The following is a 23,208-nucleotide window of genomic DNA, read 5'->3' as shown; positions in this document are numbered from 1 at the left end:
TCAGGATGCGCTCAAGGCCCCACCGGCTCTGCAAACAAGCTGTTGGGTCCAGTTCCAATGATTCGTACCGGAATAATGTCACCGATCTGCGATGGTTTTGCATCAACATTCACAGACTGTAGCCACGGAGAGCGCCCGATGATCTGGCCAGGCATCCGCCCAGGCTTCTCGAGCAGCAGATCGATGACCTTTCCAACGCATGATTTGGCGAACGCCGCCTGCTGTTTCAAGAGCAGAGACTGAAGTCTTTCAAGCCTCTCAGCCTTTACTTCTTCGGGAATCTGATCCGGGAGGTCCGCGCCAGGTGTGCCGGGGCGGGTTGAGTACTTAAAGGAGAAGGCCTGCGCGTAGTTGACCGCTTCGACGATTTGCAGGGTGTCCTCGAAGTCTGCGTCCGTCTCACCGGGGAACCCGACGATGAAATCGCCCGACATCGCCATATCCGGCTTCACGCTACGGATACGAGCGATCAGCCTCAAGTATTCCTCCGCCGTGTGACGACGGTTCATCGCCCTCAGGATTCGGTCCGATCCCGACTGCACGGGGAGATGGAGGTAGGGCATCAGCGTCCGCAGGTCGCGATGCGCCTGAATCAGCCGGTCGTCCATGTCGCGGGGATGGCTTGTGGTGTAACGCAGTCGGGCAAGGCCGGGTATCTCAGCCAGCCGGTACAGCAGGTCTCCAAGCCCCCACTCCCGCCCGTCTGGGCCCGTCGCGCGCCAAGCATTCACATTCTGTCCAAGAAGCGTAACTTCCCGCACGCCGGAATCAACCAGGCGTTGGGCTTCATCGAGGATTTGACGCAGCGGTCGCGACACCTCGGAGCCGCGGGTATAAGGTACGACGCAGAAGGTGCAGAATTTGTCGCAGCCTTCCTGCACGGTAAGAAAGGCGCTGACGCCGCGCGCGCGGACCTGAGCCTTCTCAGCCATCGGCAGGTGCTCGAATTTGTCTTCAACCGCATAGTCGGTGTCAACGACACGGTCGCCCTCCCGCGCGCGTCGCAGAGCCGCCGGCAGGCGATGATACGTCTGCGGACCGATCACCACGTCGACGGAAGGCTCTCGTCTGAGGATCTCTTCGCCCTCTGCCTGCGCGACACAGCCGGCAACGCCGATCATCAGTTCTTGCCCCTGCGCGGTGCGTGCTTTTTTCATGTCGCGCAGGCGCCCAAGCGCGGAATACACCTTGTCTGCTGCCTTCTCGCGGATATGGCAGGTGTTGAGAAGGATGAGGTCCGCCTCCTCCATCTCCTCCGTCGGCGCATAACCTTCGCTCGCCAGGGCGTCGCCCATGCGAATGGAATCATAAACGTTCATCTGGCAGCCATAGGTCTTGATGAAGACCTTGCGGGTATTCGCGTTGGGCTGGCTCTCTGCCGGGGATGCGGTCGAAATCGGATCGGTGCTCATGATCGGGCTGCTTACCGCAAGACGGCCTGCAATAGAAGGGTCTGTTACTTGTAGTCGCGGCCACGCAGTCGGGCAATCAGCATTCGGCGGATTTGCGCAGCCACCGTTGCGCTGAGAACCTTGCGATTATCGCCGGTCCTGAACTCGATCGTGTCGCCGAAGGTGATCTCCACGTCGATCGCCTCCGCTTTCAGGACCCCCATCAGATGAGGGACAAGCTCGATATCGCCTGGCCAAGCTGCGATCGGGCGATGATAACGGCCCATCGCCATGCCATAAACCCGGGTGTAGGCGATAGCGACCGGCTGAACGTGGACGACCTGCCCCGGCACCTGAGGAACGGCGGCCGCAGCGGCACCGAACAGCGACGACTTGATCTCCAGCACCCGGTTGCCGTCCGAGGTGGTGCCTTCGGGGAAAAGAACGACGATTTCGCCGCCCGCCAGTCGATTGGCAATCTCGTTTACCTGGTGGCCCGCCTTTCGCTTCTGTTCGCGAGCGACAAAGATGCTTTTCTGAAGCTTTGCAAGCACTCCGAACACGGGCCACTCGCCGACTTCAGACTTGGCGATGAACACCACGTCTGCGACTGCCCCGAGGACGAGGATATCCTTCCAGGAGGCATGGTTTGCGGCAAGCAAAAGCGGACGACGTTTTTCCAGTCGACCATGGACGTGGATGCGAATGCCCAGCAGCCGACACGCAAAACGATGCCAAAGCCGCGGAAGCGTGCGTCGAAGCTTCAGGTCCAGCGCCAAGCCAGCCAGTTGGAGCGGCAAGAGGACCAGAGTAACAATCGAAAGAGTCAGGACGACGAAACCGGTCCGCAACCAGGTGATCAAGCGTCATCCTTGTCGAGCGGAATCCCGTAGAGCTCAAGCCGATGTCCGACGAGGCGGAAACCGTGCTCCCGTGCAATGCGCTCCTGCAGAGCCTCGATTTCTGGCGAGTGGAACTCGATGACGGTGCCCGACTTTACGTCGATCATGTGGTCATGATGCTCTTCGGGCACGGTCTCATAGCGCGATCGCCCGTCGCGAAAGTCGTGCTTCTCAATGATACCCTCGTCCTCGAACAGCTTGACGGTTCGGTAAACGGTGGAGATCGAGATGCGCGGATCAACCTTCGAGGAACGGCGATAGAGTTCCTCGACATCGGGATGATCGTCTGAGTCTTGAAGGATGCGGGCGATGACGCGGCGCTGGTCGGTCATCCGCATGCCTTTGTCGGCACACAGCTCCTCAAGCGTTCTGGAAAGATCCGTCATGACCTTGCCGCCTTCAATCAAATCACGGTTCGACCGACCTAGCGAAGATCGCGCCGCATGACAAGCGCGGTGGATTTGGTCCCGTCGGATGCCGAGTAATAGGCCGGTCGCTCCGCGATGGTTTCGAATTTGAGCTTCCGGTAGAGGTGGACGGCCGGATGGTTGGCAGCCTCGACCTCAAGAAAGATGGTTTCTCCGCCCCGCTGGCTCGCTTCTCGCAGCGCTGCCTGCATCAGCCGCCACCCAACCCCGGCACGGGCGAATTTTTCCGAGACCGCTATGGTGAGGATCTCAGCTTCACCCGCCGTCTCGCGAGCAAGCACGAAGCCTCCGAGCGGCCGGGAGAAGAAGGCGTTGGTTTGACGCGCGACGAAGCCAAACACGTTGGGCTGCAGGAGCAGGCTGGCAAACTCGTCGTCGCTCCATTGCCTGGGGAAGCGATCGCCGTGGACGTCGGAAATCTCAGCGCAGTCTTCTATGACCAGCGGGACTATCTCGAAAAAGGGCTTCCACTGGAAGTATCCGTCAATCATTGGCCTCAGGCTCGAGCAAGCGCATAGCCCGTCTGCGGCTTCGCGTCCGGACCGCGCAGATAGAGCGGTTTGGGCGCACCGTGGACGGTTCGCGCGGCGCCAAGTCTGGCTACGACGGCGATGTCGAACCGGTCGACAGCCAGCCCGCTCGCCGGCGCCTCCAGGACGAGCGATCGCCCGGAGCCTACGACTTCGGCCGGCAACGAACGGGCTAGTTCGGCTGTCTCTTCCGGGCTCATCGCTGCGGGGTGCGTGAGGGGACTTCCATCGGTCGCGAAAGCCTGCACGTAGAGCTCTCCACGCTTGGCATCCATGGCGACGACAAGCGGCCTGGGGGCGTCGTTTTGACGGAAACCGTGCGCCAACACCTCAAGCGTCGTTACGCCGACACACTCGGCACTCAATGCAAGGGCTAGACCGCGTGCGGTCGCGACGCCGACGCGAACCCCGGTAAACGAACCCGGACCGATAACCACAGCGACGCGCTGAACATCCGCCAAGACCCGCCCAGCTTTCGCCAGCGCCTCATCGATCACGGCCATCAAACGTTCGGCATGCCCTTTGCCGATCATGTCAGTGACGGCGCTCAGCATCTGCCCGCTGTCACTGTCGAACACGGCTGCAGAGCAATCCACGCCAGCCGTATCGATTGCCAGGACGATCATTGCTCTGCGACGTTTCTAGAGAGCTTCAACTGCTTGGACTTCAGGCACAAAGTGGCGAAGCAAATTCTGTACTCCGTGCTTCAGCGTCGCGGTCGAAGACGGGCAGCCGGAGCAGGCGCCCTTCATGTTGAGGTAGACTGTGCCATCCTTGAAGCCCTTGAAGGTGATGTCGCCGCCGTCCTGAGCAACCGCCGGGCGTACGCGCGTCTCAAGCAGTTCCTTGATCGTGGCGACCACCGTCTCGTCACCGTCCTCGTAAAACTCGCCTTCTTCGTCGGAGATTTCGGCAGTCGTCGTGCCCCCATCCATCACAGGCTGACCGGACATAAAATGTTCCATGATAGAGCCGAGGATCGCAGGCTTCATGTGCTGCCAATCCCCTCCGCTCTTGGTGACGGTAATGAAGTCGTAGCCGAAGTATACGCCGGTCACCCCGGGGACTGCGAATAATCGCGAAGCCAGCGGCGACGCCTCCGCATCCGTCTGATCGCGGAAGTCGGCAGTACCCTTGTCCATCACGATCTTGCCCGGAAGGAACTTCAGGGTCGCCGGGTTCGGCGTAGCCTCGGTCTGAATGAACATCTCACATCTCCTGAGCGCCGACCGGCACCGCAAACTTAGAACTATTCAAAAGAAGATAGTCGCAACCACGTTTTCGTTCAAGTGCGCCTAATGACAGCCGTCGTCAAGGCAACTTAACAGAGCGCGTCGATCTCCTCGTCCGTCAGGCTGTCAGGGAGAACTGTGACGGGAATGGGGAAGACTGCACCTCGTCCGGCAATCGCAGACACTAGCGGGCCTGGGCCTTCCTTGGCGGACGCCGCGGCAAGGACGAGGATGGCGATGTCGCGATCTTCTTCTACCAGCGCGTTTATCTGCTCGGTGGCATTCCCCTCGCGGATGACAACCTCGGGATCGGTGCCGATTGTCTCACGCACCTTCTGTGCGGTCCTCGCCATGATCGCTTCAGCCTCTTCGCGCGCTTCGGCACGCATGATCGCCTCTACGCCCAGCCACTGCTGGAAATCTCCCTCGGGAATAACAAAGAGCAAAACGAGCCCACCATTGGAGTTCTTGGCGCGACGTCCCGCGTAGTGAACGGCACGCTCACATTCCGGCGTGCCGTCAATCACCGCCATGAACTTGCGGCGATGACCCTCTAAACTCGAAAGACGTTTGGAAACCATGTTAGCCCCCTCTCCCAGTCCCTAACCCCTCCGGGCCCGAGCAGCGGAATTTATACCAAAGCCCAGAAATGAAAACCGGCCCCGCTACGGGACCAATAGCTTCAGCGCAGGAAACCGATGATGTCGGAGACATCCGCCATCACACCTTCTGCGCGTGCTCGGGCTCTCTCGCCACCGTCGCGCAGGATGGCGTCGATGTGGGTGGTATCGTCCATCAGGCGGCGCATTTCGCCGGTGATGGGCGAAAGGACGTGAACCGCCAGATCCGCAAGCGCAGGCTTGAACGTCGAGAACTGCTGCCCACCGAACTCCTTCAGAACGTCCTCCTTTTTCTTGTCCGAAAGGGCCGCATAGATGCCGACGAGGTTATCGGCTTCCGGACGCCCCTTCAGGCCCTCGACCTCGCTCGGCAGGGAATCCGGATCCGTCTTGGCCTTGCGGATCTTCTTCAGTATGGTCTCCCCGTCGTCCATAAGGTTGATGCGCGACAGGTCTGACGGATCAGACTTCGACATCTTCTTTGTGCCGTCCTTCAGCGACATTACGCGTGGAGCCGGTCCATCGATCAACGGCTCCACCAGCGGGAAATAACCATGGATCGGCTCTTCGCCCACCACCATGTCGACCCCGGTACCTGACGTGCGGATCTTGTCCTGGAAATCGATATTGAATTTCTGCGCAATATCACGCGCGAGTTCCAGATGCTGTTTCTGATCGTCGCCAACCGGTACGTGGGTGGCGCGATAGACGAGAATGTCAGCGGCCATCAGACTCGGATAGGCGAGCAGACCAAGAGAGGCATTCTCGCGATCTTTGCCGGCCTTGTCCTTGAACTGCGTCATGCGGTTCATCCAGCCGATCCGCGCGACACAGTTAAATATCCAAGCAAGTTCTGCGTGCTGCGGGACGGCCGACTGATTGAATACGATGTGCTTCACCGGATCGATACCCGATGCGATGAAAGCAGCGGCGATCGACCGGATTTGGCCCTTCAGATCCTCGTGGACCAGCTGGGCGGTAATGGCGTGAAGGTCCACCACACAATAGATGCAGTCGTTGTTTTCCTGCAGTGCGACGAATTTGCGGATCGCACCAAGATAATTGCCCAGATGCAGGTTCCCTGTCGGCTGGACGCCGGAAAAAACAAGCGGCTGAAAGGTGTTCATATTGTCCTCAATAGGCTGGTGGAGGGCCCCAGGCCCAGCGGGCCATGTTGCTAACGGGCCGGCTTATGCACCTCAACAGGCACCCGATCAAGAGGCGTCCATGCCCCCTGGCGCTGCCTCTTGCCTTCTTTCTGCCGCAATTGCGCATCGCTTTTTCGGAGCGAAGCCGTGGCTGGCGTTACCAAGCCCGCCCCTGCCGCTAATTTAGGCGACACCGAACTGTTGGCGCCCACCGAATGCATAGCTTCATATGAAACTAGAACATTCTGATTCAGCAGCTTAAAAAGTACGTTCTTCTTCTTCTTGAGGCGACTGCGCCTCCTATCTTGCAGTGCAGCAGACCATCCGCTAGAAGCCAAAGCAAATTTTGACCTTATTTGCGACATTTTCTGGAACGACTTTCTTGTCGCCAACGGAGGCTCGAGATGATCACGAGCCAGATTTTGGGGGATACCATGCGCATTGTTTATAGTGTCGCGCTTGCGTCCTTGCTCTCGTTCGCAGTGAGCGGAGTTGCGGAAGCCGACAGCAGTCAGAAACGCCGCGGCAACATCTTCAAACATGATTACACCGCAGCCTATACGGTTCAACGCGTCAGCGTCAGGACGAGCTGCTTTCCGAATAAGCTTAGAGCTATCCTCGCTCACATTGCGGTGCGGACAGGAAAGAAGCCGATGGTGACCTCCGGTCACCGCCCAAGATCCGGACGATCGCAACACACGCGCTGCTACGCAGCCGATATCCGCGTTCCCGGGGTGTCGGAGAAGAAGATACTGGCCGCTGCTGCATCGGCTCCGGGAATTGGCGGAATAGGGCGCTATTGCAATGGGCTCGTGCATGTCGACATCGGCCCCAAGCGGCGCTGGGCTCATTGCGGACGCCGGAAGTAGCTCTAACCCTCGGTGGGCTTGCGCTTCAGGTTTCTCCGGATCATCCCCATATCGGCCCCGCCGAGCAGGAAGGCGACGGGGAAGTAGATCGTCATGGCCAATGCCAAGAGGCAGCCGAGGGCCAAGACCTGCTGGAGAAGTGGTACCTGCGGCAGTAGCCATGGTGCGGCGTATGGCAGAAGGTAAACCAGCGCGCCGGCCATCACGCCTGCGGAAACCAGAAGCAGCAATGCTCGGCGAAACAGCTGCCACTCCCATAGGAGATCGCCGCGCCAGAGAAGTGTTGCAAACAAAAGCGTGGTGTTGAGCCATCCTGCGGCGGCTTCGGCGGTGGCGATGCCGCGCTCCGCCAGAAGCGGGAACAGTGTGATGGCGAGCCCCGAATTCACGATGACCGAGATAATCGTGAACCGCATCGGCGTGCGGGTGTCTTCGCGGGCGTAGAAGCCCGGCTGCAGAGCCTTGATCATCACGAAGCCGGGTAGGCCGATGCCGTAGATCGCCAGGATGGAGGCAACGACTTCGGTATTCTGAGCGGAAAAGGCACCGCGCTCGTAGAGCACCCGGATGATCGGCTCCGACAGCACCCAAAGGCCTGCCGCCGCGGGCAGGGTCAGGAAGAGAACAAATTCGAGCGAGCGGTTCTGAATTCCCGCCGCCTCCTTCATGTGACCGCCCTTTAGCGCTCGTGACAGTTCCGGCAGCAGCACGACCCCAACCGCAACCCCGACGACGCCGAGTGGCAACTGGTAGATGCGATCAGCATACTGTAGTGCGGCGATGGCACCATCCTTGGTAGAGGCGATTGCCTGGCCGATCACTTGGTTGATTTGCGTGACACCACCGGTAATCGCCGCCGGTACGGCGAGAACGAGAAGCCGCTTGACGTTCGGCGTCATCCTGGGCCGCCGGAAGCCGATCCTGATGCCTGCATGGCGGACTCCGAAGTAGACTAGGGCCAGTTGCAGGATGCCGGCGACCAGGACGCTCCAGGAGAGATACCACGCCGTCGATAGCGCATCCGCCCCGCTCCACCAGGCATAGCCGAGCGCCGCGATCATCACGACGTTCAGGAAAACTGGAGCAATGGCCGCCGCAAAGAAATGATGTAGCGAATTCAGCATGCCGCTCATCATCGCCGTCAGCGACATGCACATCAGATAGGGAAACATCACTGCGGCCAGCCGGACGGTGAGTGCCGACTTTTCTGGATCATCAGCGAAGCCCGGCGCGATGATCCAGTCGACCAGCCACGGCATCGCCAGTTCCATGGCAATGGTGATCAGCATCAACACCGAGAACAGGACGCCGAAGACTTCCTCGGAGAAGCGCCTGGCGCCGTCCACCCCATTGGTCTCGATCTCTTTGGAGAACAGCGGCACGAAGGCCGCGTTGAAGGCCCCTTCCGCAAACAGGCGACGGAAGAGGTTGGGGAAGCGGAAGGCGGCATAGAAGACGTCGGCCATCGTGCCCGTGCCGAGCGCTGCCGCCATCAGTGTCTCGCGGGCAAAACCGAAGAGCCGGCTGCCGAGCGTTGCTCCCCCGACGGTGGCAAACTTGCGGACGAGGCTCATGCTTCAGCCTTGGAACGGCGTGGTGTCTGTTGCGCACGACGTGCGGGCATGGGCGCCGGCGCAATCATGCCGGAGGGCATGCCGCGGCGCAGCTCGTCTTCCTGCTCGGACATCACAGCTTTCAGCCGCGCAATGATATTGCTCTGCCGGTTTTCGTTGGTGATCTTCGAGCCGAGGAGATCAGTGACATAGAAGGTGTCGATCACCTTCTCGCCGAAGGTCGTGATACGTGCGGAGTGGATATCGAGCGAGAGATCGGCCAGAACGGCCGTGATCTCCGCCAGAAGACCGGGCCGGTCAAGGCACTCGACCTCCACCACGGTGAATTTGTTCGAGAGGCCGTTCGACAGCACGACCGAGGGCGGAATGTCGAAGGCCTTGTTGCGCTTCTTGCCCTTGGCCCGCGTCGCAATCACTTCGGGCAGACGCTTCTTGCCGGACAGCACGTCCTCGATCATCCGGCCGATGGTTGCCGCGCGGCGCATTTCGTCTTCGTCGCTGGCGAACTCTCGGTTGATGAGGATGGTGTCGAGGGCACGACCATCGGTCGTCGTATAGATCTGTGCGTCCGCGATATTGGCACCGGCGGCGGCACACGCGCCGGCGATGATCGACAGAAGCCTTGGATGGTCCGGCGCCAGCACAGTGATCTCGGTGATGGCGTGGAAGGAGTGCGTGCGCACCATTGTCGCCAGCGCATGCCCGGCCCGGTCGGTGTCGCGGATGAACTGGGCGTGCCGCACCTGGTCCTCCAGGTCGACCGAAAGAAGGTACGGCTGGTAGTGGAGCCGCGAATAGACTCGCCGGTCCTTCTGGCTCCAGTCCGCAAGAGCGGCAAAAAGCTCCTCCTCCGCCTGTTTTGCCCGCTCCTTGCGCGAGACTTCCGAGAAGCCGCCGGACAGCAGGAGCTCCGTCTCGTAATAAAGCGTGCGCAGCAACTGCCCCTTCCAACCGTTCCAGACGCCGGGGCCAACGGCTCGGATATCGCAGATGGTGAGGATCAGGAGCAATCTCAGGCGATCCATCGACTGCACTTTTTCGGCGAAATCGGTGATCGTCTTGCGGTCATGAAGATCGCGCGTCTGCGCCGTCATTGACATGATCAGATGCTCTTCGATGAGCCAGACCACAAGCTCGGTCTGCTTGGCATTGAGCCCGAAACGCGGGCAAAGCTTGCGGGCGATGCGTGCGCCGGCAATCGAGTGATCCTCCTGCCGCCCCTTGGCAATGTCGTGCAGCAGGACTGCCACATAGAGCGCTTCCCGTTCATCGACCGAAGGCATCAGCTTGTTGGCGAGCGGATGGATGTCGGCCGCCTGTCCCTTGTCGACCTCGGAAAGAGCCTCCACCGAGCGTATCAGGTGCTCATCGACCGTATAGTGGTGATACATGTTGAACTGCATCATGGAGACGATGCGGCCGAAATCCGGGATGAAACGTCCCAGCACTCCCGCCTCGTTCATCCGCCGCAGCATCAGCGCCGGCTCTCGACGAGACGTCAGCATCGAGATGAAGAGGCGGTTGGCCTCGTCGTTGTTACGGACCTCGTCGTTGATCAGGGAAAGCGAGCGCGTGACCCGCTTCAAAGCATCCGGGTGAAACTCGAGCCCGTTGATGTCTGCAACATGGAAGAAGCGGATGATGTTGATCGGATCGCGCTTGAAGACCTCGGAATCGGCAACCGTGATACGTCCACGGTCCTGCACAAATTCCACCGTACCCGGAATCTTGTGCACGCGTCTGGTGAAGCGCGAGATGACGCGCTTGATGCCGGGGGCGTCCTTGGCCTGCTCGTCCTCAAGGGCTGCACAGAAGATGCGCGTTAAGTCCCCCACGTCCTTGGCGACAAGGAAGTAGTGCTTCATAAAGCGTTCAACAGCCGCTAGGCCCGGCCGCCTATGATAGCCCAGGCTCTCGGCAATCTCCCGCTGAATGTCGAAGGACAGCCGTTCCTCCGCCTTGCCCGTGAGGAAGTGCATGTGGCAACGCACGGCCCAGAGAAAATCGTCCGCCTTCTGGAAGACCTTCCATTCGTGCCGCGACAGGACGCCGAGCTTGACCAGTTCATGCGCATCACGGATGCGATAATAGTACTTGGCGATCCAGAAGAGCGTCTGCAGGTCGCGCAGGCCGCCCTTGCCTTCCTTGACGTTGGGTTCGACGAGATAGCGGGTGTCGCCTGCCTTCTGATGGCGCTGGTCGCGCTCGGCGAGTTTTGCTGCGACGAATTCAGGCCCGGTACCGGCGACGATCTCGGCATCGAAGCGCTTTTCCAGCTCGCCGACCAGCGCCTCCTCCCCGCAGATATAGCGGCTTTCCAGGATTGCAGTGCGGATCGTCATATCCGTCTTGGCGAGCTGGATGCACTCCTCGACCGTGCGGGTGGCGTGACCAACCTTGAACCCCATGTCCCACAGAACGTAGAGCAGGAACTCGATCGCCCTTCGCATCGCGTCTGAATTCTTCGACGGCACCAGGAAGAGCAGGTCGATATCGGAACCGGGCGCAAGTGTCTCACGCCCGTAACCGCCGACAGCTGCGACCGCCACCTGCGGCGCTTCCGGATGCAATCGCTCCGCCACGACCTCGTGAAGAACTTGGATCAACTGATCCTGCAGCCACGACAGTCGCCGCGCGCAGGCAAGCCCCCCGCCATCCTTGTCGAGAAGGCCGCGTATCCTCTTGCGGCCTTCGACGCTCGCCGCCCGCAGCACCGCAAGCAGAGCCGCCCGCGTCTCCAGCACTGTTTGTCCGCTACCCGCAGCGGCCGCGCGGCACTCGTTACGCAGCTGGTCTACATCAATGATGCCTGAGAAATCGATCGAGTCGTCGTGAGCCATGTCGTCCTGCTGCTGCCAGCGTGTCGCAAGCAGCCTATATCTGCTCCGCGCTGTGCTTCACAGTCTTTATGATGACAGAAGCGTTCACACTTCGTGTGCGCCGGTGCGACTGTCGGCTGAGGCGGTCATTGAGCGCCGTTACCGCCCTGCCTCTTTTTCGCGCGCCACTGGGAGGGACTGGTTCCGGTCACCCTGCGAAACTCGCGATTGAAGTTTGATTTGGTGCCGAAGCCGGAGTCGAACATAACGGTGGTCACCGGCTTGTCAGTTTCCTGCAGCAGACGGCAGGCCTCGCTGACGCGTCTATTGTTGACAAATTGCGAGACGTTCAGACCAGTCGTCCGATTGATGGCGGCAGAGACGTCGCGCGGCGGGAGGCCTGCGCTGCGAGCGAGGCGCGCCAGGCTTAGATCTTCGCGGCCGTAGAGCTTGTCGTAGTCCAAAGCAGCTTGCACCTTCGCCACCAGCAACCGGTCATCAGGTGACGGCTCGGCATTCCCCGCCGTGACACCCGCCGCCAATGGCGACTGTGGCTCCGGCAGAAAGTAGTAGACCAGCACGACGGCAATGGCGACCAGGTTCAGCAGCCCCACGGCAGTGGGCACCAGAGCCTGCCCATACACCCAGCTGGTCAGCGAGACGATGGCATCCGTGACAGCGAAGAAAATCATCAGCCCGGCCGTCAGCCGTGCAGCACGCAAAGCCGGGACTTCGCGATTAAGAGGTGCCTCCGCTACCGCGTTAGAATTGCTGGCCGTCAACCGAAAGAGCAACAGTCCGTAGACAATGAAAATCACCGCCAGCAAGGGGTCGACCAGCAGCGGGAGGGTGGCCATCGCCAGGGCCACTGACAGAGGCGCACCCAGATGCCACCAGACCTGCTTCATAGGTGAGGCGGCAAGGGCGCGGAACGCAAGATAGGCGAGCGGCGGCATGATGCCCGCCGTAACCGGCTGAACGAACGCAAGGGCGCGAACTCCATAGCCGAAGCGCAACCCGACAATTATTCCCTGCAAAGCATAGGCGAGCAGGAAAGCTCGTAAGTAGCGTCGTGAGCCTCGCACCTCTACGCCCTCAAGCGAACGATGGAGCACCAGGACGAAAAGCAGTCCCGCGACAAATGGCAAGGGGATTGAGAACAAATGCAGTAACTCAGCAAGAACGGCGCGACTAGTTGGCGAAAGAAGCCTTACCACGCTGGCACGCGAAGGACATGAGAAGAAACGGGGTACTTGCCTTCGGGGCCTCACCCGACGGTCCAACATCGCGATGCAGGACCACCTTGAACGCATTTGAGGTCGTGGCTGCCTCAGGAACGGGCATCCAGTCTGCGCAATCGTCAGGCTGCGAGTGATCCAGCCCTCAGCCACAATACGAGAAGTGGAGAATGCCATGGCAAGGTGGTCGAAGCTCTTCCTGGCGGCGTTCGCCTTATCATCGATCCAGCAGCCGGCTGAAGCCCTGGACAACGTCGGTGTCCACCATATGGTGGTTCCCTCCGACGAGCGCGGCGGCAATCTCGATGTTACAGTCTGGTATCCAGCGAAACCGGGCGGCAAACAAGTCGTTCTGGGCGAGAGCAAGTTTTTCGTGGGAACGCCCGCAATGGACGCCGCACCCATCTCAGAATCGACGTTTCCAATCATCTTGCTTTCGCATGGCGCTGGTCTGGCAGGGAACCCGCAGTCCATGAGCTGGATTGCAGTGCCGTTGGCCCAGAAGGGGTTTGTGGTGGCGGCACCTACGCATCCGGGCGGTTCAGGAGGGAACAGGTCGGCAGCCGAGACGATGCGAATCTGGAAAAGGCCTGCCGATCTCACGGAAACCCTGGATGGGATAGAGCAAAGTACCTTTTTCCGGGAACATCTTGAGCGCGGAAAGGTCGGTGTTGTTGGTCTTTCAATGGGCGGCACCACGGCTCTGGCGGTCGCAGGCGCGCGCATCGATCCCCGTCTCCTTGCAGCCTATTGCGATACCGATGCAAACAACGCTTCGCTTTGTGAATGGGTCAGGCAAAGCGGAGTTGATCTTCACAGCATGGATCTGCAATCGGCTGACCGCGACAACAGGGACAACCGCATAAAATTCGCAGTAGTAATTGACCCTGCACCCATCGATGTGTTTGACATCGAGAGCTTCTCGCGGATTTCGATCCCCGTTAACCTGATCAATCTCGGTCGGCCGGGAGAGATCCCGTCAACCGCACAGGCTTCAGAGGCAGCAGGAACTGATCGACAAGTCGAGCTATTCCGTTGTCACGGACGCTAGTCATTTCAGCATGTTTCCCGAGTGCAAGCCCCGGGGCCTCACGACTTGCCGAAGTAGAAAAGATTGGTGATCCGATATGTACTGACGGCGGAGGACGGCCCAGGCGCGAACTCCATGCGCAAATGATCGATATGACAATCACAGCGTTCACCAAGGCGCTGACGTCATCGCGATGAGCGCGACTTCGGCCCGCGGCTCCAATTAGTCACCCTGTGTCAGCCAAGCTGCTTCTTCAGTGCGTACAGCGCGTCCAGCGCCTCGCGCGGGGTCATGTCGTCCGGATTGATCGACTTCAGGACTTCCTCGACCTTTGAGGGGCCCGCTTGGCGTTGCTCCTCGCGCCGGACGGCCACCTGGAAAAGGGGGAGGTCGTCGATCAGCTGGCTGGCCGGGTTCTTGCGATCGGAATCTTCCAGCTTGGTCAGGACATCTCGGGCACGGGCAACGACGGAGGGCGGCAGACCGGCGAGCCGCGCCACCTGTATGCCGTATGATCGGTCTGCCGCGCCCGGACCCACCTCATGGAGGAAGATGACTTCGCCATCCCACTCCTTCACCCGCATCGTCGCGTTGGAGAGCCGGTTCAGCTTTTCCGAGAGCACCGTCAGTTCGTGGAAATGGGTTGCGAAAAGGCCACGGCAGCGGTTCGCCTCGTGCAGGTGCTCGACGGCTGCCCAGGCGATGGAAAGCCCGTCGAAGGTCGCAGTCCCGCGACCGATTTCGTCCAGGATCACCAGCGAGCGGTCGGTCGCCTGGTTTAAGATCGCCGCCGTCTCGACCATCTCGACCATGAAGGTGGAGCGGCCGCGGGCGAGGTCGTCGGAAGCACCGACGCGGGAGAAGAGACGATCAACGACGCCGATATGGGCCGATGCCGCCGGGACGAAGGAGCCCATCTGCGCCAGGATCGCGATCAGCGCGTTCTGGCGCAGGAAGGTCGACTTACCGCCCATGTTTGGGCCGGTCAGCAGCCAGAGCGCGCCGAACTCGCCTCCCTGGGGCGAGAGGTCGCAATCATTGGCGATGAAGGGGCCGGAGGACTGGCGTCGCAGGGCCTGTTCGACAACAGGATGGCGACCGCCTTCGATCGCGAACATCCGGGAATCGTCAACCGTGGGGCGGTGATAGCCCCACTCCTCTGCAAGCAGAGCGAGACCTGAGGCAACATCGACGGCGGCAATGGCGCGGGCGCCGCGCTTGATCGCCTCGGCCTCGGCGGTCACGCCCTCGACCATCCGGTCGAAGGCTGCAAGCTCGATCGAAAGCGCACGGTCGGCGGCATTGGCAATCCGGCTTTCCAGATCGGCAAGCTCGGTGGTGGTGAAGCGCATCGCGTTCGCCATCGTCTGGCGATGGATGAAGCGCGCTTTCGCCTCCGCGCTGTCGGTCATCGGGCCTGCATTCCCTGCCGTCACTTCGATGAAATAGCCAAGCACGTTGTTGTGCTTGATCTTCAGCGATCGGATGCCGGTTTCCTCGGCATACTGCAGCTGGAGGCCGGCGATAACCCGTCGCGACTGATCGCGCAGCGCGCGCGCCTCGTCGAGTTCCTCATGGGCGCCGTCGCGGAGAAAGCCGCCGTCCCGTTTCAACAGCGGCAGCTCGTCCGCCAGCATCTCGCTCAGTTGGCGTTCGACTGCCTGGGGCAAGGCTTGAAGTTCGGCGAGCGCTTCGCCGAGTTCCTCCGGTAGCATCGCCTTTTCAAGAAACGCCACAACGTCCCGCGATGCCCGCAGGCCCTGCAGGATGGCTCCAAGGTCGCGCGGTCCGCCGCGGTCCAGCGCCAGGCGCGACAGCGCGCGCGGCATGTCCGGCACCTGCTTCAAGGCAGCACGCAAGTCGGAGCAGAGCGACGGCTCCTCAAGCAGGAACCAGATGGAATCGAGACGACGGTTGATCTGCGCCGGGTCCGTCAGCGGCGACATCAGCCGCTCGGCGATCAACCGGGCGCCACCGCCGGTGACCGTACGGTCGATCGCCTTCAGGAGCGTCCCTTCCCGGTCGCCGGACAGCGTCCGCGTCAGCTCAAGGTTGCCGCGGGTGGCTGGGTCGATGAAGAGCGTCGATGCTGCGCTTTCACGCTCCGGAATCCCGAGCGGCGGCCGCTCGGCGATCTGCGTCTTCTCCACATAAGCCACTGCGGCAGCAGCGGCCGCGAGTTCAGCACGGGAAAAGCTGCCGAAGCCGTCGAGGGTGCCCACGCCGAAATAGCGGGTGATGCGGCCCTCGGCCGTCGCACTGTCGAACAGCACGCCCGGCTGCGGCACGGCCACCTTGCCTAGCACGTCGAAGACCGGCTTCAGCTCCGGGTCGTGGAACATCGTGTCAGGCAGGATCAGCTCGCGCGGATCGATCCGCAGGATATCCGCCAGCAGCCGCGACTGGTCCGTCTCCGCCAACCGGAAGACGCCAGTCGAGATGTCGATCCAGGCAAGTGCCAGCTGCGGCTCAGAAGTACCGCGGATGCGGGCAAGTGCCATCAGATAGTTCGATTCCGAAGGAGAAAGCAGCTTCTCCTCGGTCAGCGTCCCAGGCGTAACCAGGCGGACGACGTCCCGCTTCACCACCGACTTGGAGCCACGCTTCTTCGCCTCAGCCGGATCTTCCACCTGCTCGCAGACTGCCACCCGGAAACCTAGCGAAATGAGCTTCTGCAGGTAGTCGTCCGCGGCGTGGATCGGCACGCCGCACATGGGAATGTCCTGTCCCATATGCTGGCCGCGCTTCGTCAGCGTGATGCCAAGCGCCCGGGCAGCCTCGACCGCATCTTCGAAGAAGAGCTCGTAGAAGTCCCCCATGCGATAGAACAGCAGCGATCCCGGGTTGTTCGCCTTGATCTCGATATACTGTTCCATCATCGGCGTTGCCGTCGCGCGGCTCTCCTCCGAGACAAGCTCGGCGGCGGTCAGAGCATCGATGGCGAAGCGTGGGTGTTGGGTCACAGGCCGGTTTTCTGTTGCGCAAGAGGATGGGCAACACTATCGATTGTGACCCGCAAAAGACAACCGATAGAGCGGCCGGGACAGGGGCTGCCCACAAAAAGCTGGAGGAGCTTCACCCATGAACGACAAGGCCGCCCGCACGCGTGCTTCCGTGACCGAACAGGAAGCGCTTGCCTTTCACGCCCAGGGACGCCCGGGGAAGCTCGAAATCAACCCGACGAAACCCATGGCGACACAGCGCGACCTTTCGCTCGCCTATTCGCCGGGGGTGGCCGTACCGGTGAAGGCAATCGCCGCTGACCCGGCATCGGCTTACGACTACACGACGCGCGGCAACATGGTGGCGGTGATTTCCAACGGGACCGCGATCCTCGGCCTCGGCAATCTTGGCGCGCTGGCCTCCAAGCCAGTGATGGAAGGAAAATCCGTTCTCTTCAAGCGGTTCGCCGATGTCGACTCGATCGATCTCGAGGTGGACACCGAAAACGTCGACGAGTTCGTCAACTGCGTGCGCTTCCTCGGACCCTCCTTCGGCGGCATCAACCTGGAAGACATCAAGGCTCCCGAATGCTTCATCATCGAGAGCCGCCTGCGGGAGCTGATGGACATTCCGGTGTTTCATGACGACCAACATGGCACAGCAATTATTGCCGCCGCAGGCCTCATCAACGCCCTGGAGCTGACGGGGCGGGATCTCAAGACGACGAAGCTCGTCTGCAACGGCGCCGGTGCAGCGGCAATTGCGTGCATGGAGCTCATCAAGGCGATGGGCTTCAACCCCGACAACATCATTCTCTGCGACACCAAGGGCGTGATCTACCAGGGCCGCTCGGAGGGCATGAACCAGTGGAAGTCCGCCCATGCGGCGAAGACCGACAAGCGGACACTGGAAGAGGCGATGGCGGGCGCCGACGTCGTGTTCGGCCTGTCGCAGAAGGGCGCCTTCTCGGAGGAGATGATCCGTTCGATGGCGGAGAAGCCGATCATCTTTGCGATGGCCAACCCTGACCCGGAAATCACACCGGAAGAGGTGGCGCGCATCCGTGACGACGCAATCATGGCCACGGGCCGGTCCGACTACCCGAACCAGGTGAACAACGTCCTCGGCTTCCCCTATATCTTCCGCGGTGCGCTCGACGTTCGCGCGACGCAGATCAACGATGCGATGAAGATTGCTGCCGTTCACGCGCTGGCCAATCTGGCGCGAGAGGATGTGCCGGATGACGTGGCTGCGGCCTATCAGGGCAACCGGCCGCGCTTCGGCTCGCAATACATCATTCCCGTCCCCTTTGATCCGCGGCTCATTTCGGCAATCCCGGTGGCTGTCGCCGAGGCTGCAATGGAGAGCGGAGTTGCGCAGAAGAACATACCGGATCTGAACGCTTATGCGCGCGAGCTATCTGCCCGTCGCGATCCCATGGCAGTAACCACCCAAGGTATCTACGAACGGGTACGCCGCTTTCCGAAGAGGGTCGTCTTCGCCGAGGCGGAAGAAGAACAGGTTATGCGGGCTGCGGTATCCTTCGCCCATCAAGGCCTTGGAACCGCGATCTTGCTCGGGCGTGACGACGTGATCCTCGCTACGGCAGAAAAAGCCGGCATTGATCTCGACAGGCCAGGCATCGAGATCGTGAACGCACGGATTTCAAACCGCGTTGAGGCCTACATCGATCATCTTTATGCTCGGCTTCAGCGGCAGGGATACCTGTTGCGCGACGTGCAGCGCCTGATCCACAACGACCGCAACCATTTTGCCGCGACGATGGTCGCTGTCGGCGATGCGGATGCCATGGTCACCGGTACGACGCGCAACTATGCAACCGCCCTGCAGGACGTTCGCCGCTGCATCGATACCAAACCGGGACACAAGGTCATCGGCATCTCGCTGGCACTGTCGCGCGGCCGCACGGTTTTCGTCGCCGACACGGCGGTGCACGACATGCCGACAGCGGAAGAGCTCGCCGACATCGCGGTCGAGGCAGCGCGTGTGGCACGGCGGATGGGATATGAGCCCCGTGTGGCCATGCTTGCCTATTCGACCTTCGGACAGCCAACCGGCGAACGCTCGGAGCGCGTGCGTGAAGCGGTCAAGATCCTCGACAAGCGCCGCGTCGATTTTGAGTACGACGGCGAGATGGCAGCCGATGTGGCACTCAACCCGCAGCGGATGGAACAGTACCCGTTCTGCCGGCTGTCCGGTACGGCAAATGTCCTAGTGATGCCGGCGATCCACTCGGCATCGATCTCGACGCGAATGCTTCAGGAGCTTGGCGCGGCGACCGTGATTGGCCCGCTGCTGGTCGGATTGGACAAGTCGGTGCAGATCACCTCGATGGGGGCGAAGGACAGTGATATCGTCAACATGGCGGCGATCGCCGCCTATAACGCCGGGAGCTGATCCCGGCTGTTCCGCGTCGCCTGCTGCCTAGCTTGCGAAGCGGCCGGCATCGGCACCGTAGTAGTTGATGTAGCGGTCGGAGATCGACGAGATCGGCAGCACCACCAGCACATCGGTGGTGTTGAAGGCCTGGTCGACCACCGCGCCGGCGCCGATCATGGCGCCAAGGCGCAGATAGCCTTTCACCAGCGGCGGCATGGCGGCCAGCGCCTTGCGCGCATTGATTGCCTCGAGCGGCATCAGGTCCATCTCGCGGTAAAGCTCGGGACGCGCTGAAGCCATCCACTCGCCTTTGACGCGGGCGTTGTGGTGTAGGAACGAGAGTGCCAGCGCGTGCTCTTCCGGTCGGATGCCGGGGAAGGACGCGCAGCCGAACATGGCCGACATACCGTGCTTGAGAGCATAGGCCCAATTGCCCTGCCAGAGGAGTTCGACCGTGCGCTTGGTGCGATAGGCCGGCAGCACGCAGGAGCGGCCAAGCTCCATGAATTGCTTGTCCGGATGCCGAGCAAGCAGCGGTGCGACGTCGAATTCTGAAGAGGAGTAGAAGCCGCCATGTGCGATCGCCACCTGCTGCCGGAGCAGGCGATAGGTGCCGACAATCTGATCCTCGATGTCACCCTCTATCGCCCGATCGACCACCAGAAGATGGTCGCAGAAGGCGTCATAGGCGTCGATGTCGCGGCGCTGGCGCATTGCTTCTGGCGGCAGCTGCGCCTTCATCTCTTCGACGAAAACGCGGTAGCGCACAGCCTGAGCAGCATCGATCTCGCGCGCCGTACGGGCGAGGCGGGTCTCAAGGCTTCCGATGCGGCCGAACACGTCATCGGCCGGGTCCGCCAGCATCTGCTGATTAGGTACTGCGTTCACGTCTTGCTTCAGGAGTTCGAGAGCCATGGTGATTGTCCGCCAGTTCAAGTCACCGCCAATAATCATTATCCAACGACAGAAAAATGACAATGCTATGCGACGGACAGAAAAGGCGTTCCGGCTCAGCAGATGACGATGACCGATGCCTCCAGCGACCGGATCATTCACACTCCAGCCGGCCTATGGATCGGCCTTGGAGTTCTTCTTTCCGCCAATGATCTCGTCCAGAATCACCATCCCCGCACCGATCGAGATGAAACTGTCCGCGAGGTTGAAGACTGCGAACGACCAGGCGGCGGTGTGGAACAAGATGTAGTCCACCACGTGGCCATAGAGAAAACCATCGATCAGATTGCCAATAGCGCCAGCGATGATCAGAGCGAAGCCGAGATGCGCAAAAGAGCGTTCAGGTGGCGTTCGCCTCCACAGCCAGACGACGAAGCCGACAATGACGATCCGCATGCCGATGATGAACTCTCGCTCCATGCCCGACAGCAGTGAGAAGGCGACGCCGAGGTTATAGGTCCGGTAGAGCGCCAGGACTGGAAGCAGAGGCACCGCCTCCTGCAGGGGCAGGTATGCCTCTACTGCAAACTTGATTGCCTGATCGAGAATAACCGCGACAACAATAATCAGCACGGCAACGGCCGGCCGTGAAAGAGCATGCGTCCGCGAACTCATCGAATGTCATCCAGTGACAGGAGGTGACGGCGCGTCTCGAACAGCATGACCGCTGTTGCGATGGCAAGATTAAGGCTGTCTGCCCTGCCCTGCTGCGGAATCCGGACAAGCCGGTCGGCGGCCTTGGCCAGAGCGTCAGGCAAGCCCGACTGCTCATTCCCCATCAAAAGCGCGATCGGCTTCTTCGTGTAATCCACCGTACGGTAATCGACAGCCCCCTCCAGATGGGTCGCAACCACCTCGACGCCAGCCCTCTTGCGCCAAGCAAGAAACTCGTCGGGAGCAGTCCTCACCAGCGGGATCGCAAAGATCGACCCCATCGTCGCTCGCACCGTTTCGAGCGAGAACGGATCCGTGCAGTCGCCAATGAGAAGGACACCTGCGGCGCCGGCCGCGTCCGCCGTACGAATGATTGTCCCGAGATTTCCTGGATCGCGCACCCGATCCAGGGCAACATAGGTGGCGTCCTTTTCCGGTTGAAGCGCATCCAGCGACGCCCAGCGCTGATCGAAAATACCCACGACCATCTGCGGGTTGTCCCTCCGCGTGATGGAGGAGAGCACCTTCTCGCTTACCTCCAGAACCAAGCCGCCACTCGCAAAGGTCTTTGCGGCCACTTGTTCCACAAGAGGCTTTCCTTTGGCCGCCTTGGCGTAGACCAGCGTTCGGATTGTCCAACCCAGTTCCAGGGCGTCGATGATAAGCTTCAGTCCCTCAGCCATGAAGGTACCGTTCTGCTCGCGGTCCTTCTTGCTGGTAAGAGCCTTGATGTCCTTGATGATCGGGTTTGAGAGGCTGGTGACCTCCTTGACCTGCCCTACCCGACGCGCTCCGGCCCGTCTCGTCTCGTCTGTCATTCGGGAATCCAACGGCTGAAAAGGGATGTCGAGAGAGCGCGGCCGCGGCTCTCGCCTTCAAGGCCCGCCTCGCGGATTACAAGCTCGCCGGATTCGACGACGCCGCCTGCGCCGCGCATGATGTCACGCATCAGCTCGTGGATCGAATAGAAGCTTGCCCGGATGGAATAGGCCGTCAAGACGAGCCCGAGCGCCTTGGGAGAAAGGAGTTCGCGGCAGATGTCGAGCATCAGCGGCAGGTGCTCGAACAAATGCCAGACCTCGCCATTCGGACCGCGGCCGAATTTGGGCGGGTCCGTAAGGATGATATCATAGCGATTGCCGCGACGCTCCTCGCGCTGGATGAACTTCATTGCATCCTCGCAGATCCAGCGGATCGGCGCTCGTTCCAACCGGGAAAGCGCCTGGTTCTCCCTCGCCCAGCCGATCGCCTTCTTCGAGGCATCGACATGGGTGACCTCGGCACCGGCGGCAGCGGCCACAAGCGAGGCGACACCGGTATAGCCGAAGAGATTGAGAACCTTGACCGGCCGGCCCGCGGCCTCGACCTGCTGCTTCATCCATTGCCAGTGGACGATCTGCTCTGGAAAAACGCCGACATGGCGGAAAGACGTGAACCGGCCGAGAAAATCCACGCCGAGGAGTGACAGGGGCCAAGTTTCGCCAAGCGCCTCTCGCGGGAAACGCCAGCGGCCCATGCCATCCTCGTCCGTATCGCCGGTAAAGATCGCATCCGCCTTTTCCCAGGCAGACGCGCCCACCGAAGGCCGCCACAGTGCCTGGGCCTCCGGTCGAACGATCCGATAGGGCCCGTACTGCTCAAGCTTGAGCGCGTTGCCCGTGTCGATCAGGTGAAAATCGCCAGCACCGGATGATTCGAGGATCAACGGTAGGCGCTCGGCCGGGCGCTCACCTTCGCGGTCGAACAGCACGCGCTGCGGCCCAGCTTCCTCTGGCGTCCCGGGTGTCGCCGTTGATCCGGCACGGGAACGTGTGACCTGGGCAGGACGGGCTGAATGGGCCTTCGCCGGCAGGCGCCCCTTGCCTTGCCTTCTAACGGAGCGATTGTCCTTGTTCCTCAACGTTTTCTTCCAGCTTACTCGTGGTTGGGCTGCAAATAGCATTCGGCTGGCACTTGGCAAAGCGCTTTCCCCTGCCGTAACCTTATCTGGGATGATCGGAGGAGGTCAGCATGGATGTCGATGGTGAAGAGCGCATCGCCGCGCCGCGGGACGTGGTATGGGAGGCCTTGAATGATCCAGAAGTCCTCAAGCAGTGCGTGCCAGGCTGCCAAAGCCTCGAACGACGCTCCGCCACGGAACTGGTGACGACCGTCCGCATCAAGATTGGTCCCGTCACAGCAAACTTCAACGGCGAGATCACCCTCTCCAACATCAACGCTCCTGAAAGCTACACAATTTCCGGTGAGGGCAAGGGCGGCATCGCCGGTTTCGGCAAGGGTGCAGCGGATGTCGTGCTTGTGGAGGACGGGGAGGAAACGATCCTCCGCTACACGGCCAAGGCTCAGGTAGGCGGGAAGCTTGCACAGATGGGGTCTCGCTTGATCGATTCCGCATCCCGTAAGCTCGCGCAGCAGTTTTTTGCCGACTTCAATGCTGCCGTAGCCGGCAGCAGAGAAGCAGCCTCGTGAAGGCACC

General features: G+C 61.0%; 21 protein-coding genes. 4 read left to right on the top strand and 17 right to left on the bottom strand.

Annotated elements, in window-relative coordinates; genetic code table 11:
- Positions 1 to 11 precede the first annotated feature (11 nt).
- The 9 genes from miaB to LXM96_RS11020 form a co-directional block, all read right to left on the bottom strand.
- A complete protein-coding gene (gene miaB / locus LXM96_RS11060) occupies positions 12 to 1,412 on the bottom strand; it encodes a tRNA (N6-isopentenyl adenosine(37)-C2)-methylthiotransferase MiaB (protein WP_239998513.1) in 1,401 nt (466 codons plus the stop codon).
- A 44-nt stretch (positions 1,413 to 1,456) separates the two neighbouring features.
- Complete coding sequence (locus tag LXM96_RS11055) at positions 1,457 to 2,251, bottom strand: lysophospholipid acyltransferase family protein (RefSeq protein ID WP_239998589.1); 795 nt, start codon at positions 2,249 to 2,251, stop codon at positions 1,457 to 1,459.
- On the bottom strand, positions 2,251 to 2,679 hold the full coding sequence (locus LXM96_RS11050; protein ID WP_239998512.1) for a Fur family transcriptional regulator: 429 nt from the start codon (positions 2,677 to 2,679) through the stop codon (positions 2,251 to 2,253). The genes LXM96_RS11055 and LXM96_RS11050 overlap by 1 nt, the downstream gene beginning before the upstream one ends.
- A 38-nt stretch (positions 2,680 to 2,717) precedes the next feature.
- On the bottom strand, positions 2,718 to 3,212 hold the full coding sequence (locus LXM96_RS11045; RefSeq protein ID WP_239998511.1) for a GNAT family N-acetyltransferase: 495 nt from the start codon (positions 3,210 to 3,212) through the stop codon (positions 2,718 to 2,720).
- A gap of 5 nt (positions 3,213 to 3,217) precedes the next feature.
- Entirely contained in the window at positions 3,218 to 3,877 is a 660-nt protein-coding gene (gene tsaB / locus LXM96_RS11040) for a tRNA (adenosine(37)-N6)-threonylcarbamoyltransferase complex dimerization subunit type 1 TsaB (RefSeq protein WP_239998510.1), read from the bottom strand.
- 15 nt (positions 3,878 to 3,892) lie between these two features.
- A complete protein-coding gene (locus LXM96_RS11035; protein WP_239998509.1) occupies positions 3,893 to 4,459 on the bottom strand; it encodes a NifU family protein in 567 nt (188 codons plus the stop codon).
- A 113-nt stretch (positions 4,460 to 4,572) separates the two neighbouring features.
- Positions 4,573 to 5,064, bottom strand: coding sequence for a universal stress protein (locus LXM96_RS11030; RefSeq protein ID WP_239998508.1), 492 nt, complete (start codon positions 5,062 to 5,064; stop codon positions 4,573 to 4,575).
- Positions 5,065 to 5,165: 101 nt separating this feature from the next.
- Positions 5,166 to 6,230, bottom strand: coding sequence for a tryptophan--tRNA ligase (trpS, locus tag LXM96_RS11025; protein WP_239998507.1), 1,065 nt, complete (start codon positions 6,228 to 6,230; stop codon positions 5,166 to 5,168).
- A gap of 50 nt (positions 6,231 to 6,280) precedes the next feature.
- Positions 6,281 to 6,793: a hypothetical protein gene (locus tag LXM96_RS11020; protein ID WP_239998594.1), complete on the bottom strand. Its 513-nt coding sequence runs from the start codon at positions 6,791 to 6,793 to the stop codon at positions 6,281 to 6,283.
- On the opposite strand from LXM96_RS11020, the gene LXM96_RS11015 reads away from it, so the two are divergent.
- Positions 6,686 to 7,120 (top strand): YcbK family protein, encoded by a 435-nt coding sequence (locus LXM96_RS11015; RefSeq protein ID WP_239998588.1) that lies wholly within the window; start codon positions 6,686 to 6,688, stop codon positions 7,118 to 7,120. The two genes, LXM96_RS11020 and LXM96_RS11015, sit on opposite strands and share 108 nt — an antisense overlap.
- Before the next feature lie 2 nt (positions 7,121 to 7,122).
- Here the strand turns inward: LXM96_RS11015 and murJ are convergent, their stop codons facing one another.
- The 3 genes from murJ to LXM96_RS11000 form a co-directional block, all read right to left on the bottom strand.
- Entirely contained in the window at positions 7,123 to 8,694 is a 1,572-nt protein-coding gene (gene murJ, locus LXM96_RS11010) for a murein biosynthesis integral membrane protein MurJ (protein ID WP_239998506.1), read from the bottom strand.
- A complete protein-coding gene (locus LXM96_RS11005; protein ID WP_239998505.1) occupies positions 8,691 to 11,534 on the bottom strand; it encodes a [protein-PII] uridylyltransferase in 2,844 nt (947 codons plus the stop codon). Before LXM96_RS11005 ends, murJ begins: the two co-directional genes overlap by 4 nt.
- Positions 11,535 to 11,659: 125 nt before the next feature.
- A complete protein-coding gene (locus LXM96_RS11000; protein WP_239998504.1) occupies positions 11,660 to 12,469 on the bottom strand; it encodes a helix-turn-helix domain-containing protein in 810 nt (269 codons plus the stop codon).
- A 457-nt stretch (positions 12,470 to 12,926) separates the two neighbouring features.
- Here LXM96_RS11000 and LXM96_RS10995 point away from each other — a divergent pair, with 457 nt between their 5' ends.
- On the top strand, positions 12,927 to 13,802 hold the full coding sequence (locus tag LXM96_RS10995; RefSeq protein ID WP_239998503.1) for an alpha/beta hydrolase family protein: 876 nt from the start codon (positions 12,927 to 12,929) through the stop codon (positions 13,800 to 13,802).
- 215 nt (positions 13,803 to 14,017) lie between these two features.
- On the opposite strand, the gene mutS is transcribed toward LXM96_RS10995, so the two are convergent.
- Positions 14,018 to 16,660: a DNA mismatch repair protein MutS gene (mutS, locus tag LXM96_RS10990; RefSeq protein ID WP_239998587.1), complete on the bottom strand. Its 2,643-nt coding sequence runs from the start codon at positions 16,658 to 16,660 to the stop codon at positions 14,018 to 14,020.
- A 202-nt stretch (positions 16,661 to 16,862) separates the two neighbouring features.
- Between mutS and LXM96_RS10985 the strand changes: the two genes are divergently transcribed.
- Positions 16,863 to 19,142, top strand: a complete 2,280-nt coding sequence (locus LXM96_RS10985; RefSeq protein WP_239998502.1) for an NADP-dependent malic enzyme — start codon at positions 16,863 to 16,865, stop codon at positions 19,140 to 19,142.
- 27 nt (positions 19,143 to 19,169) lie between these two features.
- On the opposite strand, the gene LXM96_RS10980 is transcribed toward LXM96_RS10985, so the two are convergent.
- The 4 genes from LXM96_RS10980 to LXM96_RS10965 all read right to left on the bottom strand — a co-directional run bounded on the left by LXM96_RS10980 (position 19,170) and on the right by LXM96_RS10965 (position 22,674).
- A complete protein-coding gene (locus LXM96_RS10980; protein WP_239998586.1) occupies positions 19,170 to 19,988 on the bottom strand; it encodes a GNAT family N-acetyltransferase in 819 nt (272 codons plus the stop codon).
- A 204-nt stretch (positions 19,989 to 20,192) separates the two neighbouring features.
- Positions 20,193 to 20,693, bottom strand: coding sequence for a signal peptidase II (lspA, locus tag LXM96_RS10975; RefSeq protein ID WP_239998501.1), 501 nt, complete (start codon positions 20,691 to 20,693; stop codon positions 20,193 to 20,195).
- Positions 20,690 to 21,550, bottom strand: coding sequence for a TrmH family RNA methyltransferase (locus LXM96_RS10970; protein WP_239998500.1), 861 nt, complete (start codon positions 21,548 to 21,550; stop codon positions 20,690 to 20,692). The genes lspA and LXM96_RS10970 overlap by 4 nt, the downstream gene beginning before the upstream one ends.
- Complete coding sequence (locus LXM96_RS10965) at positions 21,547 to 22,674, bottom strand: class I SAM-dependent methyltransferase (RefSeq protein ID WP_394801934.1); 1,128 nt, start codon at positions 22,672 to 22,674, stop codon at positions 21,547 to 21,549. The genes LXM96_RS10970 and LXM96_RS10965 overlap by 4 nt, the downstream gene beginning before the upstream one ends.
- Positions 22,675 to 22,742: 68 nt before the next feature.
- On the opposite strand from LXM96_RS10965, the gene LXM96_RS10960 reads away from it, so the two are divergent.
- Positions 22,743 to 23,201, top strand: coding sequence for an SRPBCC family protein (locus LXM96_RS10960; RefSeq protein ID WP_239998498.1), 459 nt, complete (start codon positions 22,743 to 22,745; stop codon positions 23,199 to 23,201).
- The last annotated feature ends 7 nt before the right edge of the window (positions 23,202 to 23,208 follow it).

Source organism: Rhizobium halophilum (assembly GCF_021648825.1).
In the GTDB taxonomy this organism is placed as follows: domain Bacteria; phylum Pseudomonadota; class Alphaproteobacteria; order Rhizobiales; family Rhizobiaceae; genus Neorhizobium; species Neorhizobium halophilum.
This window is presented reverse-complemented; position numbering and strand designations above follow the sequence as displayed.

Excerpts from the sequence above, each read along its gene's own strand:
- miaB (WP_239998513.1), bottom strand. The coding sequence starts at position 1,412 with ATGAGCACCGATCCGATTTCGACCGCATCCCCGGCAGAGAGCCAGCCC.
- LXM96_RS11050 (WP_239998512.1), bottom strand. The coding sequence starts at position 2,679 with ATGACGGATCTTTCCAGAACGCTTGAGGAGCTGTGTGCCGACAAAGGC.
- LXM96_RS11045 (WP_239998511.1), bottom strand. The coding sequence starts at position 3,212 with ATGATTGACGGATACTTCCAGTGGAAGCCCTTTTTCGAGATAGTCCCG.
- tsaB (WP_239998510.1), bottom strand. The coding sequence starts at position 3,877 with ATGATCGTCCTGGCAATCGATACGGCTGGCGTGGATTGCTCTGCAGCC.
- LXM96_RS11035 (WP_239998509.1), bottom strand. The coding sequence starts at position 4,459 with ATGTTCATTCAGACCGAGGCTACGCCGAACCCGGCGACCCTGAAGTTC.
- LXM96_RS11030 (WP_239998508.1), bottom strand. The coding sequence starts at position 5,064 with ATGGTTTCCAAACGTCTTTCGAGTTTAGAGGGTCATCGCCGCAAGTTC.
- trpS (WP_239998507.1), bottom strand. The coding sequence starts at position 6,230 with ATGAACACCTTTCAGCCGCTTGTTTTTTCCGGCGTCCAGCCGACAGGG.
- LXM96_RS11015 (WP_239998588.1), top strand. The coding sequence starts at position 6,686 with ATGCGCATTGTTTATAGTGTCGCGCTTGCGTCCTTGCTCTCGTTCGCA.
- LXM96_RS11020 (WP_239998594.1), bottom strand. The coding sequence starts at position 6,793 with ATGTTTGAAGATGTTGCCGCGGCGTTTCTGACTGCTGTCGGCTTCCGC.
- murJ (WP_239998506.1), bottom strand. The coding sequence starts at position 8,694 with ATGAGCCTCGTCCGCAAGTTTGCCACCGTCGGGGGAGCAACGCTCGGC.
- LXM96_RS11005 (WP_239998505.1), bottom strand. The coding sequence starts at position 11,534 with ATGGCTCACGACGACTCGATCGATTTCTCAGGCATCATTGATGTAGAC.
- LXM96_RS11000 (WP_239998504.1), bottom strand. The coding sequence starts at position 12,469 with ATGCCGCCGCTCGCCTATCTTGCGTTCCGCGCCCTTGCCGCCTCACCT.
- LXM96_RS10995 (WP_239998503.1), top strand. The coding sequence starts at position 12,927 with ATGGCAAGGTGGTCGAAGCTCTTCCTGGCGGCGTTCGCCTTATCATCG.
- mutS (WP_239998587.1), bottom strand. The coding sequence starts at position 16,660 with ATGATGGAACAGTATATCGAGATCAAGGCGAACAACCCGGGATCGCTG.
- LXM96_RS10985 (WP_239998502.1), top strand. The coding sequence starts at position 16,863 with ATGAACGACAAGGCCGCCCGCACGCGTGCTTCCGTGACCGAACAGGAA.
- LXM96_RS10980 (WP_239998586.1), bottom strand. The coding sequence starts at position 19,988 with ATGCTGGCGGACCCGGCCGATGACGTGTTCGGCCGCATCGGAAGCCTT.
- lspA (WP_239998501.1), bottom strand. The coding sequence starts at position 20,693 with ATGAGTTCGCGGACGCATGCTCTTTCACGGCCGGCCGTTGCCGTGCTG.
- LXM96_RS10970 (WP_239998500.1), bottom strand. The coding sequence starts at position 21,550 with ATGACAGACGAGACGAGACGGGCCGGAGCGCGTCGGGTAGGGCAGGTC.
- LXM96_RS10965 (WP_394801934.1), bottom strand. The coding sequence starts at position 22,674 with ATGCTATTTGCAGCCCAACCACGAGTAAGCTGGAAGAAAACGTTGAGG.
- LXM96_RS10960 (WP_239998498.1), top strand. The coding sequence starts at position 22,743 with ATGGATGTCGATGGTGAAGAGCGCATCGCCGCGCCGCGGGACGTGGTA.